Annotated in this window: 16 protein-coding genes; 5 read left to right on the forward strand and 11 right to left on the reverse strand. The window is 47.5% G+C overall.

Going from position 1 to position 17,599, the window contains the following annotated elements; genetic code table 11:
- Positions 1-49 precede the first annotated feature (49 nt).
- The 9 genes from UM402_RS06150 to asnC all read right to left on the reverse strand — a co-directional run bounded on the left by UM402_RS06150 (position 50) and on the right by asnC (position 12,171).
- On the reverse strand, positions 50-3,151 hold the full coding sequence (locus UM402_RS06150) for an efflux RND transporter permease subunit (protein WP_322295465.1): 3,102 nt from the start codon (positions 3,149-3,151) through the stop codon (positions 50-52).
- Between the two features lie 11 nt (positions 3,152-3,162).
- Entirely contained in the window at positions 3,163-4,314 is a 1,152-nt protein-coding gene (locus UM402_RS06155) for an efflux RND transporter periplasmic adaptor subunit (protein WP_058579581.1), read from the reverse strand.
- 70 nt (positions 4,315-4,384) lie between these two features.
- On the reverse strand, positions 4,385-5,401 hold the full coding sequence (locus UM402_RS06160; protein WP_058579235.1) for a zinc-binding alcohol dehydrogenase family protein: 1,017 nt from the start codon (positions 5,399-5,401) through the stop codon (positions 4,385-4,387).
- Between the two features lie 90 nt (positions 5,402-5,491).
- Complete coding sequence (locus UM402_RS06165) at positions 5,492-6,502, reverse strand: ArsA family ATPase (RefSeq protein ID WP_058579234.1); 1,011 nt, start codon at positions 6,500-6,502, stop codon at positions 5,492-5,494.
- Positions 6,503-6,537: 35 nt separating this feature from the next.
- Positions 6,538-6,810: a cory-CC-star protein gene (locus tag UM402_RS06170; RefSeq protein WP_058579233.1), complete on the reverse strand. Its 273-nt coding sequence runs from the start codon at positions 6,808-6,810 to the stop codon at positions 6,538-6,540.
- An 11-nt stretch (positions 6,811-6,821) separates the two neighbouring features.
- Positions 6,822-8,504: a carbon starvation protein A gene (locus UM402_RS06175; RefSeq protein WP_058579232.1), complete on the reverse strand. Its 1,683-nt coding sequence runs from the start codon at positions 8,502-8,504 to the stop codon at positions 6,822-6,824.
- Positions 8,505-8,624: 120 nt separating this feature from the next.
- Positions 8,625-8,795 carry a DUF1328 family protein gene (locus tag UM402_RS06180; protein ID WP_074668909.1) on the reverse strand — a complete coding sequence of 57 codons (171 nt, stop codon included), beginning with the start codon at positions 8,793-8,795 and terminating at the stop codon, positions 8,625-8,627.
- Between the two features lie 158 nt (positions 8,796-8,953).
- Complete coding sequence (locus tag UM402_RS06185) at positions 8,954-11,581, reverse strand: M14 metallopeptidase family protein (RefSeq protein ID WP_058579231.1); 2,628 nt, start codon at positions 11,579-11,581, stop codon at positions 8,954-8,956.
- A gap of 119 nt (positions 11,582-11,700) precedes the next feature.
- Positions 11,701-12,171 (reverse strand): transcriptional regulator AsnC, encoded by a 471-nt coding sequence (gene asnC / locus UM402_RS06190; protein ID WP_058579230.1) that lies wholly within the window; start codon positions 12,169-12,171, stop codon positions 11,701-11,703.
- A gap of 134 nt (positions 12,172-12,305) precedes the next feature.
- On the opposite strand from asnC, the gene asnA reads away from it, so the two are divergent.
- The 3 genes from asnA (at position 12,306) to UM402_RS06205 (ending at position 14,787) form a co-directional block, all read left to right on the forward strand.
- The gene (asnA, locus tag UM402_RS06195) at positions 12,306-13,322 is read left to right on the forward strand and encodes an aspartate--ammonia ligase (RefSeq protein ID WP_058579229.1); all 1,017 of its coding nucleotides are present in this window, start codon (positions 12,306-12,308) and stop codon (positions 13,320-13,322) included.
- A 29-nt stretch (positions 13,323-13,351) separates the two neighbouring features.
- Entirely contained in the window at positions 13,352-14,335 is a 984-nt protein-coding gene (locus UM402_RS06200; protein WP_058579228.1) for an LLM class flavin-dependent oxidoreductase, read from the forward strand.
- A gap of 65 nt (positions 14,336-14,400) precedes the next feature.
- Complete coding sequence (locus tag UM402_RS06205; protein WP_058579227.1) at positions 14,401-14,787, forward strand: glutaredoxin family protein; 387 nt, start codon at positions 14,401-14,403, stop codon at positions 14,785-14,787.
- Positions 14,788-14,798: 11 nt separating this feature from the next.
- Here UM402_RS06205 and UM402_RS06210 read toward each other — a convergent pair whose 3' ends face one another.
- Positions 14,799-15,635, reverse strand: coding sequence for a hypothetical protein (locus tag UM402_RS06210; protein WP_273269602.1), 837 nt, complete (start codon positions 15,633-15,635; stop codon positions 14,799-14,801).
- 88 nt (positions 15,636-15,723) lie between these two features.
- Here UM402_RS06210 and UM402_RS06215 point away from each other — a divergent pair, with 88 nt between their 5' ends.
- Positions 15,724-16,233, forward strand: coding sequence for an alpha/beta hydrolase (locus UM402_RS06215; RefSeq protein ID WP_058579226.1), 510 nt, complete (start codon positions 15,724-15,726; stop codon positions 16,231-16,233).
- Positions 16,234-16,243: 10 nt separating this feature from the next.
- Entirely contained in the window at positions 16,244-16,651 is a 408-nt protein-coding gene (locus UM402_RS06220; protein WP_053953574.1) for an HIT domain-containing protein, read from the forward strand.
- Here the strand turns inward: UM402_RS06220 and UM402_RS06225 are convergent.
- Positions 16,641-17,501 carry a methyl-accepting chemotaxis protein gene (locus UM402_RS06225; RefSeq protein ID WP_058579225.1) on the reverse strand — a complete coding sequence of 287 codons (861 nt, stop codon included), beginning with the start codon at positions 17,499-17,501 and terminating at the stop codon, positions 16,641-16,643. The genes UM402_RS06220 and UM402_RS06225 overlap by 11 nt on opposite strands.
- Positions 17,502-17,599 lie beyond the last annotated feature (98 nt).

The raw sequence follows: 17,599 nt of genomic DNA on the forward strand, positions 1-17,599 counted from the left end.
AGTGCTCCGGTTTTTTTATGGCAGTTTATTGCTGGTCGCCTGACTTAGGCTATTCTTCCACTTCTTTCGGTGGGAAGATTTTTCTCACCACATAGAAGAATAACGGTACAAAAAATATTGCCAGTACCGTTCCGCCTATCATACCGCCGATAACCCCAGTACCAATGGCATTACGACTGGCAGCGCCGGCACCATCACTTAACGCTAATGGCATAACACCGAAGATAAACGCCAGTGAGGTCATTAAAATAGGGCGTAGACGCAATCTGACCGCTTCCATTGTAGCGTCGAGCAGCTCTTTGCCCTGAGCTTGTAGGTCTTTGGCGAACTCGACAATGAGTATGGCATTACGTGCCGATACCCCGACAGTTGTCAATAGACCCACCTGGAAGTATACGTCGTTGGAAATGCCACGCAGCATCACGGCGATTACCGCCCCTAAGATCCCCAAAGGCACAACCAGCATGACGGAGAACGGAATTGACCAACTCTCGTACAGTGCAGCCAGGAACAGGAATACCACGACAATAGAGACGGTGTAGAGTATCGGCGCAAAGTTACCAGATTGACGCTCCTGCAATGAGATACCCGTCCATTCAAAGCCAAGACCTGGTGGCAATTGAGCAATAAGGTTCTCAATTTCGGTCATGGCTTCACCGGTACTGATACCAGGCGCCGCCTGACCTTGTATTTCAAGTGCTGCGACACCGTTATAACTTTCGACACGTTGTGGACCATACGTCCATTCCCAACTTGCGAAAGAGCTAAACGGCACCATATCGCCCTGGTTGTTGCGCACGTACCATTCGTTGATATCCTCAGGTAGCATGCGATCATCCGCTTCGCCTTGTATGTAAACTTTTTTCACTCGACCTCGGTCGATAAAGTCGTTGACATAGGCAGAGCCCCAGGCCGTACTTAAAGTGTCGTTAATACTGGCAATCGTTAAGCCCAGCGCTTGTGCTTTTTCAAAGTCGATATCAATGCGCAACTGTGGCGCGTCAGGCAGACCGTTAGGACGAACCTGTACTAATTTATCGCTTTGAGAGGCCATGCCTAGTAATTGATTACGCGCTTCAATAAGACCTGCGTGACCAATGTTGCCGCGATCTTGTAAGAACAAGTTGAAACCACTGGCTACACCAAGTTCCGGAATTGGTGGAAGGTTAAAAGCGAAGATCATGGCTTCTTTAATACCAGCGAAGAACCCAAAAGCCCGTCCAATCACAGCTTCGACGCTCTGGCTCTCGTCACGCTCGCTCCAATCTTTCAAGCGAACAAACGCGATACCATTGGCCTGACTACGGCCAGAGAAACTAAAACCAACCACAGAGAATACCGACTGAACGGCGTCTTCCTGATTGAGATAGTAGTTCTCAATTTTGTCCATGGTGTCTACTGATTGCTGCAGCGTTGATCCAACAGGAAGCTGCATTTGCGTTAAGAAAACACCACGGTCTTCATCCGGTAGGAATGCGGCCGGCAGGCGCGTGAATAAGAAAATTAATACGCCAATAATACCTAAATAAATAAGCCCGAAACGCATGGTTCGGCGTAATATATAACCGACAGAGTTGGTGTACTTAACTGTCCACTTTTCCAAAGTACGGTTAAACCAACCTAGCGGACCCCAGCCGTCGTTTTTGTCGTGTTTGACCGGCTTTAATAGTGTCGCACACAAGGCTGGTGAGAAAATAATTGCGACAAGTACAGACAGACCCATAGAGGTAATAATTGTCAGTGAGAACTGTCGGTAAACGGCACCGGTTGAGCCGGGGAAGAATGCCATTGGTGCAAATACGGCCGCCATAACCACGCCGATAGCAATCAGCGCGCCGGTAATTTGTCCCATCGACTTAATGGTGGCTTGTTTTGGTGACAAGCCCTCCTCAGACATAAGCCGTTCAACGTTCTCGACAACAACGATGGCGTCATCCACCAGGAGGCCTATCGATAGCACCATGCCGAACATAGTTAGCGTGTTTATCGAGAAGCCGGCTAGCGCCATAACACCCATGGTACCGAGAATAACAACAGGTATTGCCAGGGTAGGAATGAGTGTCGCCCGCAGGTTCTGCAAGAAGATAAACATGAGCAGGAACACCAGAATAATGGCTTCTATTAGTACCTGCGCAACCTCTGAAATCGAAATTTTGATAAACGGCGTGGTGTCATAAGCGGTCACCATTTCCATGCCGTCAGGGAAAAACTCTTGCAATTCCTCTATGCGCGCATTAACGGCTTCAGCTGTCTCAAGCGCATTAGCTCCCGTTTGCAGGTTAATAGCAAGACCAGTTGCTGGTTTACCATTGTAATTGGCTTCAATTGAGTAGTTTTCAGCACCTTTTTCAACACGAGCTACGTCTTTTAAGCGTACCTGAGAACCGTCAGGCATAACTTTCAGAGTAATGTTTTCAAACTCAGACACCTCTGACAGGCGAGTTTGCGCAATAATCGTCGCATTCAGTTGCTGGCCTTCAACAGCTGGTGTACCACCGAGTTCACCAGCAGCGACCTGAGCGTTCTGTGCACGTATCGACGACTTAAGATCGTCCATGGTCATGCCGTAGTTAACCAGAGCTGAAGGGTCAACCCAAATACGCATGGCGTAAGGCGCACCAAACAACTGGACGTTACCAACACCGGTTGTCCGCGCAATAGGGTCCTGAATATTGGAGGCAATGTAGTCACTTAAATCGGTTTGGGTAAAGCGATCATCTTTTGCGACCAGCGCCAAAACCATTAAGAAAGAGCTACTGGACTTACTGACGGTAATTCCCTGTGCCTGTACTTCCTGAGGTAGCTGTGGCGTTGCCTGGGAAAGCTTATTCTGCACCTGTACTTGCGCAATGTCAGGATCTGTACCGGACGCAAAGGTCAGGCTGATAGTCGCGTTACCAAAGTTACTTTGCGAGGAGAAGTAGAGCAGGTTGTCGATACCTGTCATATTCTGCTCAATAACTTTGGTTACAGTATCAGACACGGTTTCCGCGTTCGCGCCAGGGTAGTTGACTTGTATTTCAACTGCCGGTGGCGCAATGGTCGGGTACTGAGCTACCGGTAACTGTATGGTCGCAATGGCACCAGCCATCATAACTAACAGTGCGATAACCCAGGCAAATATGGGTCGATTAATAAAAAACTTAGCCATTGATGAATCCTTTACTGCTGTTCATTAGAGGCAGAGTTCGAAATTTGGACCGTCGCGCCCGGACGAACTTTTTGAAGGCCTGAGGTGATAACTTTGTCACCTTCTTGAACGCCGTCACTGACTAACCAGTCACTGCCAATGGCTCGCTCGGTAGTAATCATGCGTTGTTCAACTTTGTTTTCACTGTTGACGACCATGACATAAGGGCGACCTCGCGGATCACGAGTCACTGCTTTTTGCGGCAGTAACAGGGCAGTGTTGATAGTGCCTTCACTGACAGCGGCTCTAACAAACATGCCTGGATACAGAGTTTTATCCGGATTAGGGAAAACGGCTCTTAACAAAATAGCGCCGGTATCTTCTTCAACGCTTACCTCTGAAAACAGCAATTCGCCTTGCTGGTCAAAGTCTAAACCGTTCAGTTTTAAACGAACCGGCGCATTGCCTGACTCATTCGCTTCGATACGACCTGACTGAATATCGGCCTGCAGCTGCATAAATTGTTTGCTGGATTGGCTGATATCAACATAAATAGGATCAAGCTGGTTGATAGTCACTAAAGGTTCCTGCTGAGAAGCCGTAACCAAGGCGCCCTCGGTAAAGTTGGAGCGACCAATAATACCATTGATAGGCGCATTAACTTTCGTGTACTCAAGGTTGATTCGTGCGTTTTTAAGTTGAGCTTCCGCCACTGCGACCGCTGCTTTATTTTGAAAATAAGTCGCTTCGGCACTGTCGAATTCGTCCTGACTGACCGCGTTTTCTTCAATGAGCTCCTTGAAGCGGTTATAGCGAAGTTCTGAGCTGCGTAAAACGGCTTTTGCGCGCTGTACTTCAGCCTCTGCACTGGCTAATTCTGCTTCGTAAGTTGCCGGGTTAATTTGATACAACTGTTGACCTTTCTCGACGAAAGTACCTTCTTCGAACGTTCGTTCTAAAAGTACACCACTGACTTGCGGGCGAACCTCAGCAACGCGAAATGCTGCAGTACGGCCGGGGAGTTCGGTGCTTAGCTCGAGTGTTTCAGGTTTTACCGTTATAACATCGACCTGCGGAGCTTGTTGTTGCTGACCTTGCTGCGGTGCGTCACCACAGCCGGTTAAGACTGTGGTTGCTAAAATTCCCGCTGCGAATAACGGCGCAATTTGAAAGCGCTTTTTCATCAAAATACCTCTAGCTTGTCCATTTTTAAATACCGCAGAATTATACATACATTCATGTATGTTTGTAAAACTATTCCTCGACAGTTAAGACGATTTTGCCAATCGTTTTATGCGTTTCTAACGCCGAATGCGCCTTTCTCAGATTCTCGGCATTCATGGGTCCAAAATTCTGACCCAACGTCGAGCGTACCTGATGGTTGTCGACTAAATTTGCAACGGATTGCAGTAGCTCTTGCTGCTTAATCATATCGTCGGTAGTAAACATTGAGCGGGTATACATGAACTCCCAATGCAGGCTAATGCTTTTTTGTTTCATCAGTCGAATATCGAGAGATTCGGCCGGATCATCAACTAAGCTAAACCGGCCTTGCGGTGCCATAAATGCCATGCTTTGTTCGAAGTACTGCTCGCTGTGCGTGAGGCAAGCGACATCAGTTACCTGACCAATACCGAGGTTTTCAATTTGCTCACCCAATGGCTTGCTGTGATCGATAACATGGTGTGCACCTAAGGCCTTGACCCACTGTTGAGACTCAGGGCGTGAAGCGGTTGCGATAACAGTAGCGTTTGTTAGTTGTACCGCAAGTTGCGTGAGTATTGAACCAACACCGCCGGCACCACCTATAATGAGCAAGTTACGCTTCTCGTGAGGTGAGGGCGCATCAATCTGCAAACGGTCAAAGAGCAGTTCCCAGGCCGTGATAGTCGTCAGTGGCATAGCTGCCGCTTGAGTATCATCTAAAGTACTGGGCGCGTGTGAGGCAATGCGGTAATCAACGGCTTGATACTCTGCGTTACAGCCGGGGCGTGTTAAATCACCGGCATACCAGACACGGTCACCGGCGCTAAAGCCTTTCACCTTGCTTCCTGTTTCAACCACTTCGCCAACGGCGTCCCAACCAATGACTTTATGACCCGAATCGGGCTCGGCACGCATTCTGATTTTGGTATCCACCGGATTAACCGCAATGGCTTTAACTTTAACTAGTAAGTCATGGTCACCGGCAGTGGGTTTGTCAATTTCAATATCTTCCAAAGACTTAGGGTCATCAATGGGAAGAGAGCGTTGGTATCCGACAGCGCGCATCGTCTACTCCTTATTTCGGACGTTAAATGTTTTATATATACGCAGTTTAGGTCAAAACGATGACTCTGCGATGAAAGAAATTAGAAAGGATTAGGCAGAGAAGCCACTTTTTTCCAGCTCTTGGGCAAATGCTGAAAGGGCATCGACACCTTGAATATCTTCTTCTTGCAGATAAAGCCTGAAGTTTGGCCACTGAGCAAAGGTCTGCTCAATAGTCTCTAGATAGGCTCGCTCTTGTTCTTTGCGCTTCGCCAGAAAACCACCATCTGCTGACTCAGGTAATATACGATTCACGACCACTCCTGAAACCGGTAGCTTTTCTTCAGTGAGAGACTGTAATGCACGTTGAGTTTCGTTAATTGGCAAACGTTCAGGCGTTAGCACGAACAAAATGCCGGTGTAGTTCGGGTCTTGTAACAGTCGACGAGTACGTTGAAACAGACGTTGCCGATTGAGTAACTGTTCGGTAATAGCTTTGGTTTTATCTGACATGCCATCGCTGGCGTTGTCAGACGGATCCGCCATAGGGTTATTAATATCCTTACCGGCTTTAGGTGATAAGTGTTCCAAGACACTATCGAATTCCTCGGAGCGTTTTTGCGAACGCAGCATTCCTTGTGTCCAGGCTGCCATCGCTTCAGGGAGCGATAATAAACGTAATGTGTGGCCGGTCGGCGCAGTATCAAATATGAGCAAATCGTAGTCTTGCTCGGCCTGGTCAATAATTTTGCAAATGCGTTCGAGCATAGCTGCTTCTTGCGCGCCTGGTGACTGTTGTGTCAGTCGCATTTGCCGTTCAATTTCCGGAAATAGGTCGGGGTTAGTAAAACGCTTCATTTGCGAGCTAACACGAGCAATGTGCTCTTTCACTTCTTTATCGGGATCAATCTCCATAACCGTGAGGTTGTCAGAAACGTGGTGCAAACGATCACCAATGTCCATATTGAAGACATCGGACAGGCTGTGAGCCGGGTCAGTGGATACCAGTAGCACCTTTTTACCGTTCTTGGCAGCTAACATGGAAAGTGCGGACGAGACTGTTGTCTTGCCAACACCACCTTTACCGCCAACAAGTAAGATTTTTTTACTGGATAACTGCATACAACGAGCTCTTTAGTGGAGGGTGAAAAAATCGACTAGCAGCAACGGAAGTGATCAAGCGGTGAGTGCTCCATCCCCATTCTTTTGTGCCATTCATGAAAGCGTTCGAGCATTAAGGGTTGTAATTCTAATGTGTAATAGGCGGCCGGATTCGGCACGCCCATTATCTCGGAGTAAACCAAGAGCATGAACAAGTCATCTTCGTCGCGTTTAGCGCGAGCAATGGCAGAGCGGTAGGGCGCGTTATAAAACTCGTTTACCAACTCGCCTGCACGGCTGAACCAACGTTTTACCGAATGAATGTTCATGCTCATATTCTTTACCCTTTCGTTTTCTCCGCTTTTTGTTCCTTTTTAATTTTTGACAAGCTGGCACTTGCTTCCAGAGCTATCCAGATAGCTGCCACAAGAACCACAAGGTCAAGCGTTAACAGGAACCAGTCGCCTTTATCGTAGAAGCCTTTAAGCTGAACGATAAGAGCGAATACCGTCATTATTAATAAGAAAATAAGCGGTAATAACGTGTAGTACATTGGACGACCTAAGCGTACCAGCATCACGGTAATAACCAACAGTGTCAGGCCGGCAAGCAGCTGGTTAGTCGTACCAAACAGAGGCCAAATTAACAGACCGCCAGAGCCGTCAGCGCCGCCAGCACCAAATGCCAAGATTAAGCATGAGCCTACCGCCAGCAGGGTTGCCGGTAAGGCTTTCTGCATCCAGCGGATATTATATAAGCCACCCCATTCCTGGAATATGTAACGCTGCAAGCGCAGGCCGGTGTCCATGGTTGTACCGGCAAAGAGGACAGCCATTACCGTCAGCAAGGTTTCGGCAATATTCGCCTCCAGGCCAATGCCCTGGCTAATGATGTTTGCGCCGCCTTCGACAAAGGCTGCCACACCACCTTGACCGAATGAGGAGTATACGGCCTCCCAGTCAGCCAGTGTCGCAAAACCAGCGGTCGCAGCAATAATGGTTGCCAGTGACAGCGAGCCTTCGCCAATGGCGCCAAAATAACCAACAAAGCGGGCGTCAGTCTCTTTGTCCAGCTGCTTAGCGGTGGTTCCTGATGCAACCAAACCGTGGAAGCCGGAAATTGCGCCACAGGCAATGGTGACAAAGAGCAATGGCAACATGGACGGCGTGCCTTCAGGCGTATTGGTGTTAAATGCCGGAGCCGAAATCTCTGGCCCTAATAACAAGGTAGCGCCGTAAAGAAGAATCAGGCCAATAAACAGCTGCAGACCGTTAATGTAGTCACGCGGTTGTAACAGCACCCAAACTGGCAGTAACGAAGCAATAGCTGCGTAGCCGAACAGAATCAGTACCCATTGTGCGTTATCGCTGACACCCATGAAGGTTTCAGGCAACGCCAGCGGCACTGAAGGACCAACGAAAATAAGAATGTATAAAGCAACAACGCCTATGACCGATATCGCTCCAAGTCCCATCCATTTACGGAAAATGATTTGGCCGATAATCAGCGCCACAAAAATAGCCCCCCAGACCGGCACCACTGAACTCGAGAACTTAATGAGCAAACCTGAGATAGCAGTCGCGAATACGGCGTTAACCATCAATAAGACCAAGAAGATGACTATCATGAATAGCGTTTGAGAGCGCTTGCCGACAACATCACCGGTCAAGTTACCAATAGACTTAGCTTTGTTACGGTTACTTGCCCAAATAGCGCCAGCGTCATGAACACCTGCGAAGAAAATAGTACCGAAAACCACCCAAAGGAAAGCGGGTACCCAGCCCCAAATTACAGCGATAGCCGGGCCGATAATAGGAGCGGCACCTGCAACAGAAGTAAAATGGTGTCCCCAAAGAACATATTTATTGGTCGGAACAAAGTCGACGCCGTCTTCGAGTTCGTGAGCAGGAGTTTTAAAATTTGGATCGAGCTTAAAGATTTTTTCGGCAATGAATTTTGAATAAAAAACATAACCGAGAAACATGGCGCCCAAACCCAAAAGCATCATGACGATAGCGTTCATGGCGTTAGCCTCGTTGTTATAGGTTAGAAAGACATTGATCGAACATCACACGCTAGTGTAGCGCATATTCAATAATACTGTGCATTCGACCAATGTCTAATTGTTTGTCTAACCTCTTAACTACCTACCCGGGCCTTTAACCAGTCGAACGACAAGAGATATCGCAAACAGAATGATGAATATGTAGAAAATGATTTTGGCAATTTCAGCGGCGGCACCTGCTATTCCACCAAAACCAAATACGGCAGCGATTACAGCGACAATTAAGAATATTAGTACCCAACGTAACATAAGCACCTCTTTTTTATGAGATTTTAAGTGTCACTAGTTAAGGTAGACCAGGATTTTCGGCTTTGCCAGAAAAGGAAATGTAAAGATAAAGGCGATTGAGAGAAAAGTCACTGCCCGTTGAGGACAGGCAGTGACAGGCTTAAAGGGCTTAAATAGCCTTAGTGAGCTTGCTCAGCCGCTTCTTCATCGGCGGCGGCTTTGTCTTTAAGAGGCTTCGCATAAACGTTGATGCGGTCGCCTAAGTAAATAGCGTTACTCAACAGTTTTGCCGTGCCCCAGAAATAAGCGCGGAAGTTTACGTTATCGGTAAAGGCTATAACATGACCGTCACCAAAGCGGTGGGCGGCGATGTTGGTTTTGCCTTTAAGAATGTCGCGGTTACGTTTGTCGGCGTAGCCACTTAATAGTGGGGTGTCGCTGTATTTAGCAACGGAGACAAACGGCGACTCTGGTGTTTCAAAGGCCTCTAACGAGCTTTTGAATACCGGCATGGTTGAGCGCGGGAAGCCATAGAACAACGGATGCGAAGTGTCTACATCCATTGAGAAAATAGCTCCGGCAATGCGTTGTTCGGCATAGAAGTCGTCGCGCTCTTCATACGTCAGGCCTTCTTTTGCAAACGCATTTTGATAGACCTCTTCACCGACGTAACGAGCGTGCAACAATCCATTGTTTGAAAGCCATTCAGCGCCACCACGCTGACCAATAATGACACCGCCTTGCTGTACCCAGTGTTTCAGTTTCTCTTTGACGTCGTCAGACAGGTAACTGTTGTACCAGCCATCGACCATAATAATGTGAGAATAACGAGTTAAATCAACGCGCGATAACCGGTCTGTGTCAACCATGGACAGAGGAACACCCACGTGGCGATCGAGGTAGTACCAGGTTTCACCAGCTTCGTACAGGTTCACACCGTCGCCGGTTAGCATCATCACCTTAGGCTCTTCTACCGGCTGAATATTACGGCTACCTAAGTCGACACCTTCAGGGGTAAGCCCCGTGCCAATAGATGTAACTTGTACGTTTTGCTCTTTAGCCAGAGTGGCTAAAATGCGTTGTACCTGATGCCAGTCTTTATTTTGGTAAGCTTTTGGTACAACAACGGCACCCGGTTCAAAGGTTTTGCGTTCGCCCTGAGCTTTAACTGCGAAAGACTTGGTTGACTGGCGCGCGTGAATGTCGTTCTCCAGCAGGCTTTGCAATAACGCCGGGGCTTTGTAGTCGTCCCAGCTAAAGGCATAAGCGTAGGCGTCTTCCAGTGTCGTTTGTTGCTTAACCGGAGCATCCCAGGCTGCATCAGCAATTTGAATACGTCCACGGTGTGTTGTAAACGGCAGGTTAAAAGCGTGAGCTAAGGTCCAGCCTGAAACATCGTAGAAAGTATTATCCGGGAAGTCTTTACGAGTGCTAAAGATACCCTGAATAAGGCCAAACTGGTCTTGCTCAGCCGGAATATAATAGCTTTTACCTGCTTTGTAGACTTGTCCGTCTTTTTCGATATCTTTTTCAACGCGATAGCCTTCAATACCATGTTGTTGAAGAATATCGATAAAGCCTTGCAGGCGAGACGCATCGGTAGCATCGCCGACAAGGTAGCCGTCGAAGTTCTGGCTAGCCGCTGCTTCTAATGCGTTGTCATAAGCCTGTTCCTGGAAGCTTATAAAACGCGCTTTGTTTTTATGAGCGCCATAAATGGTGCTAAGTGACGCCACAAACTGATTGCGAATAGTAAATGGGAAGGCAACTTCACCGTTTACGGAGTCTTGCAAGTGACCACGGCTTGACGCCTGCTCAAACAAAATACCAACGGCGCCCTGGATATCAGGGTAAGTAGAACCTTTGCCGTAATAAAAGTCATCGAATGACTCTTCGGTGTAGTAAAGGCTGCCAATATCATCCAACGAGTCCGCATGCTCAGCCGCTAAAATCTCAGTTAAACGCACATTTTCATCGGGCGTCAGCGGATTTTTGCGCGACGGGATACCCGGCTGGAAGAAAAACGTACTGTTGGTTCCCATCTCGTGGTAATCGGTGAGCACGTTTGGCTTCCACTTCTGGAAGTTAGCAATACGAGCGCGTGACTCAGGGTGTTGCAACAGCAACCAGTCACGGTTCATATCAAACCAATAATGGTTAACGCGACCGCGTATAAAGGGTTGTACGTGTTCACGACTTTGCGGGTCTGCGACCAGGTTTTGGCTTTTATGCTGATTTGCCCATTGTGCAAAACGCGCCAAGCCGTCAGGGTTAAACGCAGGGTCTAAAAGTACTACTGAGTCTTTTAGAACGGCCTCTATTTCTTCACCTTGCGCTGCCGCCAGGTAATAAGCCAATAAAATAGCGGCGTTACTGCCACTGGACTCATCACCGTGAATACTGTAACCCATGTAAAGCACTAATGGTGTATCGTCAGGGTCGGCATCACGCGAAGTGTCAGCCGCCGCTAAGTGGCGCTCGCGGACGTCATCAATATTTTTATGGTTGTCAGGCGAAGTGACTGTCAGCAAAACCAACGGGCGCTGTTCGTGAGTGCGGCCAGTTTCTTCAAAGGTAATGCGATCAGACTCTTTTGCCAGTTGCTTCATGTAGTTAACAATTTGCTCTGGGCGCGCGTGCCAGTCGCCAACGTTATAACCCAGCGCTTCTTTAGGCTTGGTTATGCTTTCGTCATAACTGACATCTGCAGGTAAGTAGTACGACAGGTTCTCAGCGGCAGCAATCGAGGGCACAGCAACGATAGCGACCGTAAGCGCACTGACGTAACGAATGCACTTTCGTAACATACGGGCTTCCTTCTTTATTCTAGTTACTATTATCAGTGACTTTACCCTAACAGATACTGGTGTATAAGCGCTTCTTTTTCGGTGTTTCGTTTCATTCCTGAGGTAAATGACCGGACAGGTTAAGGTTGCAAGTCTCGCTTTATAGGCTGCTGCAAAGAAATAAGTGTTTCAGTTGATTGTATTTCCGGTATGGCCTGAATGCGGTTAATAAGAATGTTTTGTAAGTCCTCTATTGAACGAGTCAGTATTTTGATGAACACGTTGTACTGACCGGTGGTGTAGTGTGCTTCAATGACTTCCTCTAATTTTTCCAGCTTAGCAATAGCCGAGGGGTAATCACCCGCCTGACGCAAGGTAATGCCAATAAAACAGCAGACTTCATAGCCTAGAGCTTTAGGATTAACGGCTAAGTGGGTGCCTTTAATAATCCCCGCAGCGCGCATTTTTTCGACACGAACATGAATGGTTGCCGGGCTCACTTTGTAGCGTTTGGCAATTTCGCTATAAGCTTTGCGAGCGTCGTTCATAAGCTCTGACAGTATGTTTTTATCCAAATTGTCGATTTGATAATTTTGCGCTGATTTTTTCATGGTTATTTAATGTTTTTGTGAATTTATCGGGTTTTATTTTAAATTAATTACAGTGAAAAGCTAATTTTGTTTTTATCTATTGAATGTTTCTTCTTATTTGGTGTTAATGAGTTAACAGAAAGTAGGAGAGACTTATGAAACATTCATTTATAAAACGACAGCAACTGATTCGACAAATTAAAACACAATTTACTCAGGAACTTGCATCGGCATTAAACCTTATTGAGGTTCAGGCACCGCTACTGAGCGAATGTGGAACTGGCGTGCAGGATGACCTGTCTGGTAAAGAGCAATCGGTTAAAGTGTCAATAAAGGCGATACCCAACAAGACCTATGAAGTCGTTCACTCGTTAGCGAAATGGAAGCGACAATTACTCGGTGAGTATGGATTCAGCGAGGGAGAGGGCATTTTAACCCACATGACCGCGTTACGGCCCGATGAAGAAAGCTTAGGTCACAAGCATTCGGTGTATGTCGACCAATGGGACTGGGAAAAGGTCATTGCCGAGCATGATCGCAGCGTGGCTTACTTAAAGTGCACTGTCAGGCGCATCTATGCGGCGTTGCTTCGCACTGTTGAGTGCATTCCTGAAATTAGAGCGAGAGGGTTAGAACTGCCAGACGACATTTACTTTATTCACAGTGAAACTCTCGCGCAGCAGTACCCCGAACTGAGCTCGAAACAACGCGAGCGGGAAATAACTAAAGCGTACGGCGCCGTTTTTATTATTGGTATTGGTGCGCGCTTAAGTGATGGACAAGCGCATGATGCACGCGCGCCCGACTACGACGACTGGAGCACGGTGTCAGAAACCGGTGAAACCGGATTAAACGGTGATTTACTCGTCTGGCACGAGGCTATCGACGATGCGTTAGAGCTATCCTCTATGGGGATTAGAGTTGATAAGGCTGCACTAAAACGTCAACTCGAATTGAGTCAGCAGCAATCTAAAGCATGCTTACCTTGGCATAAATCGCTTATCGGTGGGAAAATGCCCTTAACAATTGGTGGTGGTATAGGCCAGTCGCGAGTGGTTATGTTCCTTATGCAGGACAGCCATATTGCGAAGGTGCAGGCGAGTGTCTGGCCCGAGGAGGTTACGCAGTCATTGCAATCAGACCTTGAAAATAAAGAAGCCATGCCAATATAGAGAGTATCAATCACTGTTTTTGAGTTGTTATGAAATATTCATTATTAGACCTGGCTCCGGTGACCGAAGAGGGAACAGCTGCAACCGCGTTGCATAATGCAGCAGACATTGCTAAGCACGCAGAAAAGTGGGGCTACTCTCGCTTCTGGATGGCAGAGCATCATAATATGGAAGGCATAGCCTCGGCCGCAACGGCGGTAGCATTGGGTTATGTGGCTAGCAAAACCGAGCACATACGAGTGGGTTCAGCCGGTATTATGTTGCCAAATCATGCGCCTTTCGTAGTGGCGGAGCAATTCGGAACCTTAGATGCGTTATACCCGGGCCGAGTCGATTTAGGGCTGGGCAGGGCGCCAGGCACTGATGGTGCAACATTACGGGCATTGCGCCGTACTCCGAATGACGCAGAGAACTTCCCGCGTGACGTGCAAGAGTTACTTGGCTATCTGGCAGAAGCTCAGCCTGCTGATGTCATTAAAGCGGTACCTGGCTATGGGCAAAAAATACCGGTTTGGTTGCTGGGGTCCAGTACCTTTGGGGCGCAGCTTGCAGCTCACCTGGGTCTACCTTACGCCTTCGCCTCGCATTTTGCACCGGACTATCTGCACCATGCACTAAAAGCGTATCGGGACAATTTTAAGCCTTCACAATATTTGGATAAGCCTTATGTTGCGACAGCAATGAATGTGTTTGCCGCAGACTCTGAAACCGATGCCCGATACATGATGAGCTCAATGCAACAGCAGTTCATTGCGCTTAGACGAGGCATGCCGGGTAAATTAAAAGCGCCGGTTGAGGATATTAGCCGGGTGGGCTCACCGCAGGAAATTGCAGGTGCGAATCACGCACTGACTTATACCGCAGTTGGCACAAAAGATACCGTGAGTCGTCATATCAATCAGTTTATTGATGACACCGGTATCGATGAATTGATTTTAACCTGCCATGGGTATGATCACGACGCGCGCTTGAGGAGTTTTGAAATTGCTAGCGAGGTATTAAACGAGCGTTAAGCAATAGGCCGATATGTGCTAGGCTATCGGCCTTTCTTTGTTATTAATAGTTGAGTTTTTGCTTTATGCGCATTGTGATTCGTTATTTCTTCCGCTTAGTTCGTCTTATTTTAATGCCATTTATGATTATTGGTGAAAAGCTGACAACCCCGAAAGGTGTTGAACGCAGTACTGAAGAGCAAAGCAAGGTGGATGAACAGTGTAAGAACCTGGCGTTATATCAATTTAAAACCTGTCCGTTTTGTATAAAGGTTCGCAAAACCATTGCGCGTTTGTCGTTGCCTATCGAACTGCGTGATGCGCAACACAACCAAACTCATAGAAATGAGTTAGAGCAGGGTGGCGGTCGAGTGAAAGTTCCATGCTTACGTATAAGCGAAGAAGACGGCTCTGCCACCTGGATGTACGAGTCCGATGATATTAATCAATACTTAGAAAAGCGTTTCGGTTAACTCTACCGACATTAACGTGGCCGGTTTGGTCCCAACCACCGGTCTAACGCTCGCTGAAACTCTGAATTGCTTTGTACGGAGCTTATCGCGCTGTTCAGGGTTTCTATGGTGCGTTTGCCCCATTCGTTTCGTGTACAACCAACCGCACCTTCAATAACCTGACCGTCGTATTCTGCAATAGGAATAAAACTCAGTTTGGCACCGTCATCATGAGTGCGCTGGTAATAGTTTTTTATCATTTCGTAGTCGACAGTGTAGTCAATACGATCATTCAGTATCATAGCAAGCACGCTTACGTGTGACTTCTGTCCACTGATAAAGCTAAAGTTACTTGAGTTAAGCAGGTAGTCATCGATAAAAGGCTGTAATTTGCCGTAACGGCGTTCATCGGGTTGTCCAAAGCGTAAGTCGGTGTCTTTCGCGAGCTCTTCGAACCGAACAGGGTAGCCATATTTGGCAGTGATATACTGGGCGGTATCTCGGTTGGTTATTACCCCATGTGGCGCATACTTGTGGGTTGTATCGCTGTAAAGAAAGGTGTCGTTATAGGGGCTATTTTTAATGACACAGGGAAAGCACAGGTTTTTACTGCGTTTCATTATCATTGTAATGCGTTTTGACGGCAGCTTTCTAATGTTATGAATGTTTTGCGGCAGCTCTTGCTGGAACGCACTGACCAGAGCATCGCAAACACCGGCGTCTTTATATTCGCCATCGTAAATATGAAAAGGCGGTGCCGAGTTAACGCCCCAGGTAATGTCATCGTTAGCCACTGCTTTTGCAGACAGGAATGAGCCCATTGAAGCAGCCACCATTACAAGTAGCGATACACCATTTTTTAGCGGCATAACGTCCTCCTGTGTGCATTATGTTTGTTAACTCAATCTATACTGTAGTTTTAGCGCAAGTTAAACAAAAAATATAGGGTTTTGATACATGAATGTTGTTTTTAGTCACGGAAAAGAAAGCGGACCTTGGGGAACCAAGATCAAAGAACTCGCTAAAAAAGCTGAAGAAAAAGGCTTTGAGGTTGATAGTGTCGATTATCAGGGGATCGACAATGTTGATGAACGCGCTCTTAAACTTCGAGAAAAATTAACATTTATAGAAGGGCCGGTTGTATTGGTGGGCTCAAGCATGGGCGGTTACGTGGCAACAGCCTGCGCCGGAGAACCCGCGTGTAAGGGCTTATTTGTGTTGGCGCCGGCCTTTTATTTGGGGGGCTCGGTTAACTTCGATACTGTGGCTCTTCCCGAGTCGACGGCTATTGTGCATGGTTGGCGTGATGATATTGTGCCAGTAGAAAACAGCTGGCGCTTTGCCAAGCAACACTCAGCAGAATTGCATATACTGGATGATGATCACCGACTGATAAGTACGTTACCTAAAATAAGTACGTTGTTCTCTCAGTTTTTAAGCCAGCTTGAAACGCAGGACGCTAATTAAGGAGTCAATAATGAGTGAATTCCCGGTTGCGAAGGCACTGCTAGAAGACAGTTACTTTTTATCCGACTGGCCGTTATGCCAGGTGCGTGTGATGGACGATGCGCAGTACCCTTGGTTTGTGCTGATTCCGCGAGTCGATGACGTGCGGGAACTCTGTGACTTAACCGAAGAGCAGCAAATTCAATTTTTGCATGAAAGCTCCTTTTTAAGTCACTGGCTAAAGGCAGAGTATAAGCCCGATAAACTCAACGTCGCTGCGTTGGGAAACCGAGTGCCTCAGTTGCATGTGCACCATATTGCCCGGTTTATGAGTGATGCGGCATGGCCGGATCCAGTGTGGGGTAAGCAGCCAATGCAACCCCTTTCAGACAAGGAAGTTGCACGGCTGCAAGAGTTATTTGCCGATATTACGTTTTAAATTGCTCTAATTGCTTACGAAGGCTGTCAGCGAGTGAGGACATTTGTTCACACTCGCTGTGACTTTCGCGAACCGCTGTCGACACCTGCGTCGCAAAGTCAGCAATAGACTGAATGTTGGCGGCAACATCCTGACTAACCGACGCTTGCTCTTCTGTTGCGGTTGCGATTTGAGTACTCATATCCGCAGTTTCCTGAATGAGGTTAACTAACTCATTCAACTTATTGTCAGCATCGCTCAGTTTTTCACTGGTGCTTTGCGCTTGCTTACGGTTATGCTCCATAGCGGAAACCGCATTGCGAGAGCCCTCTTGCAGGCGAGTTATTTTCTGACGAATTTCTTCGGTTGACTGACCGGTACGCTGTGACAGCGTTCTGACTTCATCGGCAACTACGGCAAAGCCTCGACCGGCTTCACCGGCGCGGGCTGACTCAATGGCTGCGTTTAACGCAAGCAAGTTGGTCTGCTCTGAAATACCTTCAATGGTATCAATAACAGTAACAATACTTTCGACGTCGTTTGCTAAGCTTTCAACAGACTGTGCCGCACTTTGCATCGAGTCAGACAATTGGTGCATGGTATTGACGGCTTGTCGTAACTGCTCTTGGTTTTGCTCTGTGGTTGAGCGTGACTCTGACGCATGGCTGGCCGTTTGGTTGGCATTTTCGGCAATTTCACGAACGGTGGTTTCCATTTCGTTCATAGCGACCGCAACCTGGTCTGTTTTATTCTCCTGCTCGTTGGAGAGGCCATCAATTTGCGTCATGGACTTATCAATTGATGTCACTTTCTCGTTAACCTCATAAGCGGTATTGCGCACATGCGTAATAATACTGCCGAGGTTGGCCACAAACGCATTGAAGCCTTTTGCAAATTCATGCTTACCTAATTAATACAAACTATTTGCGTGACTGTGCCGTAGCTATTATTGCTATCGGTTAATACAGC

Source organism: Idiomarina sp. OXR-189, assembly GCF_034373425.1.
GTDB lineage: Bacteria > Pseudomonadota > Gammaproteobacteria > Enterobacterales > Alteromonadaceae > Idiomarina > Idiomarina zobellii.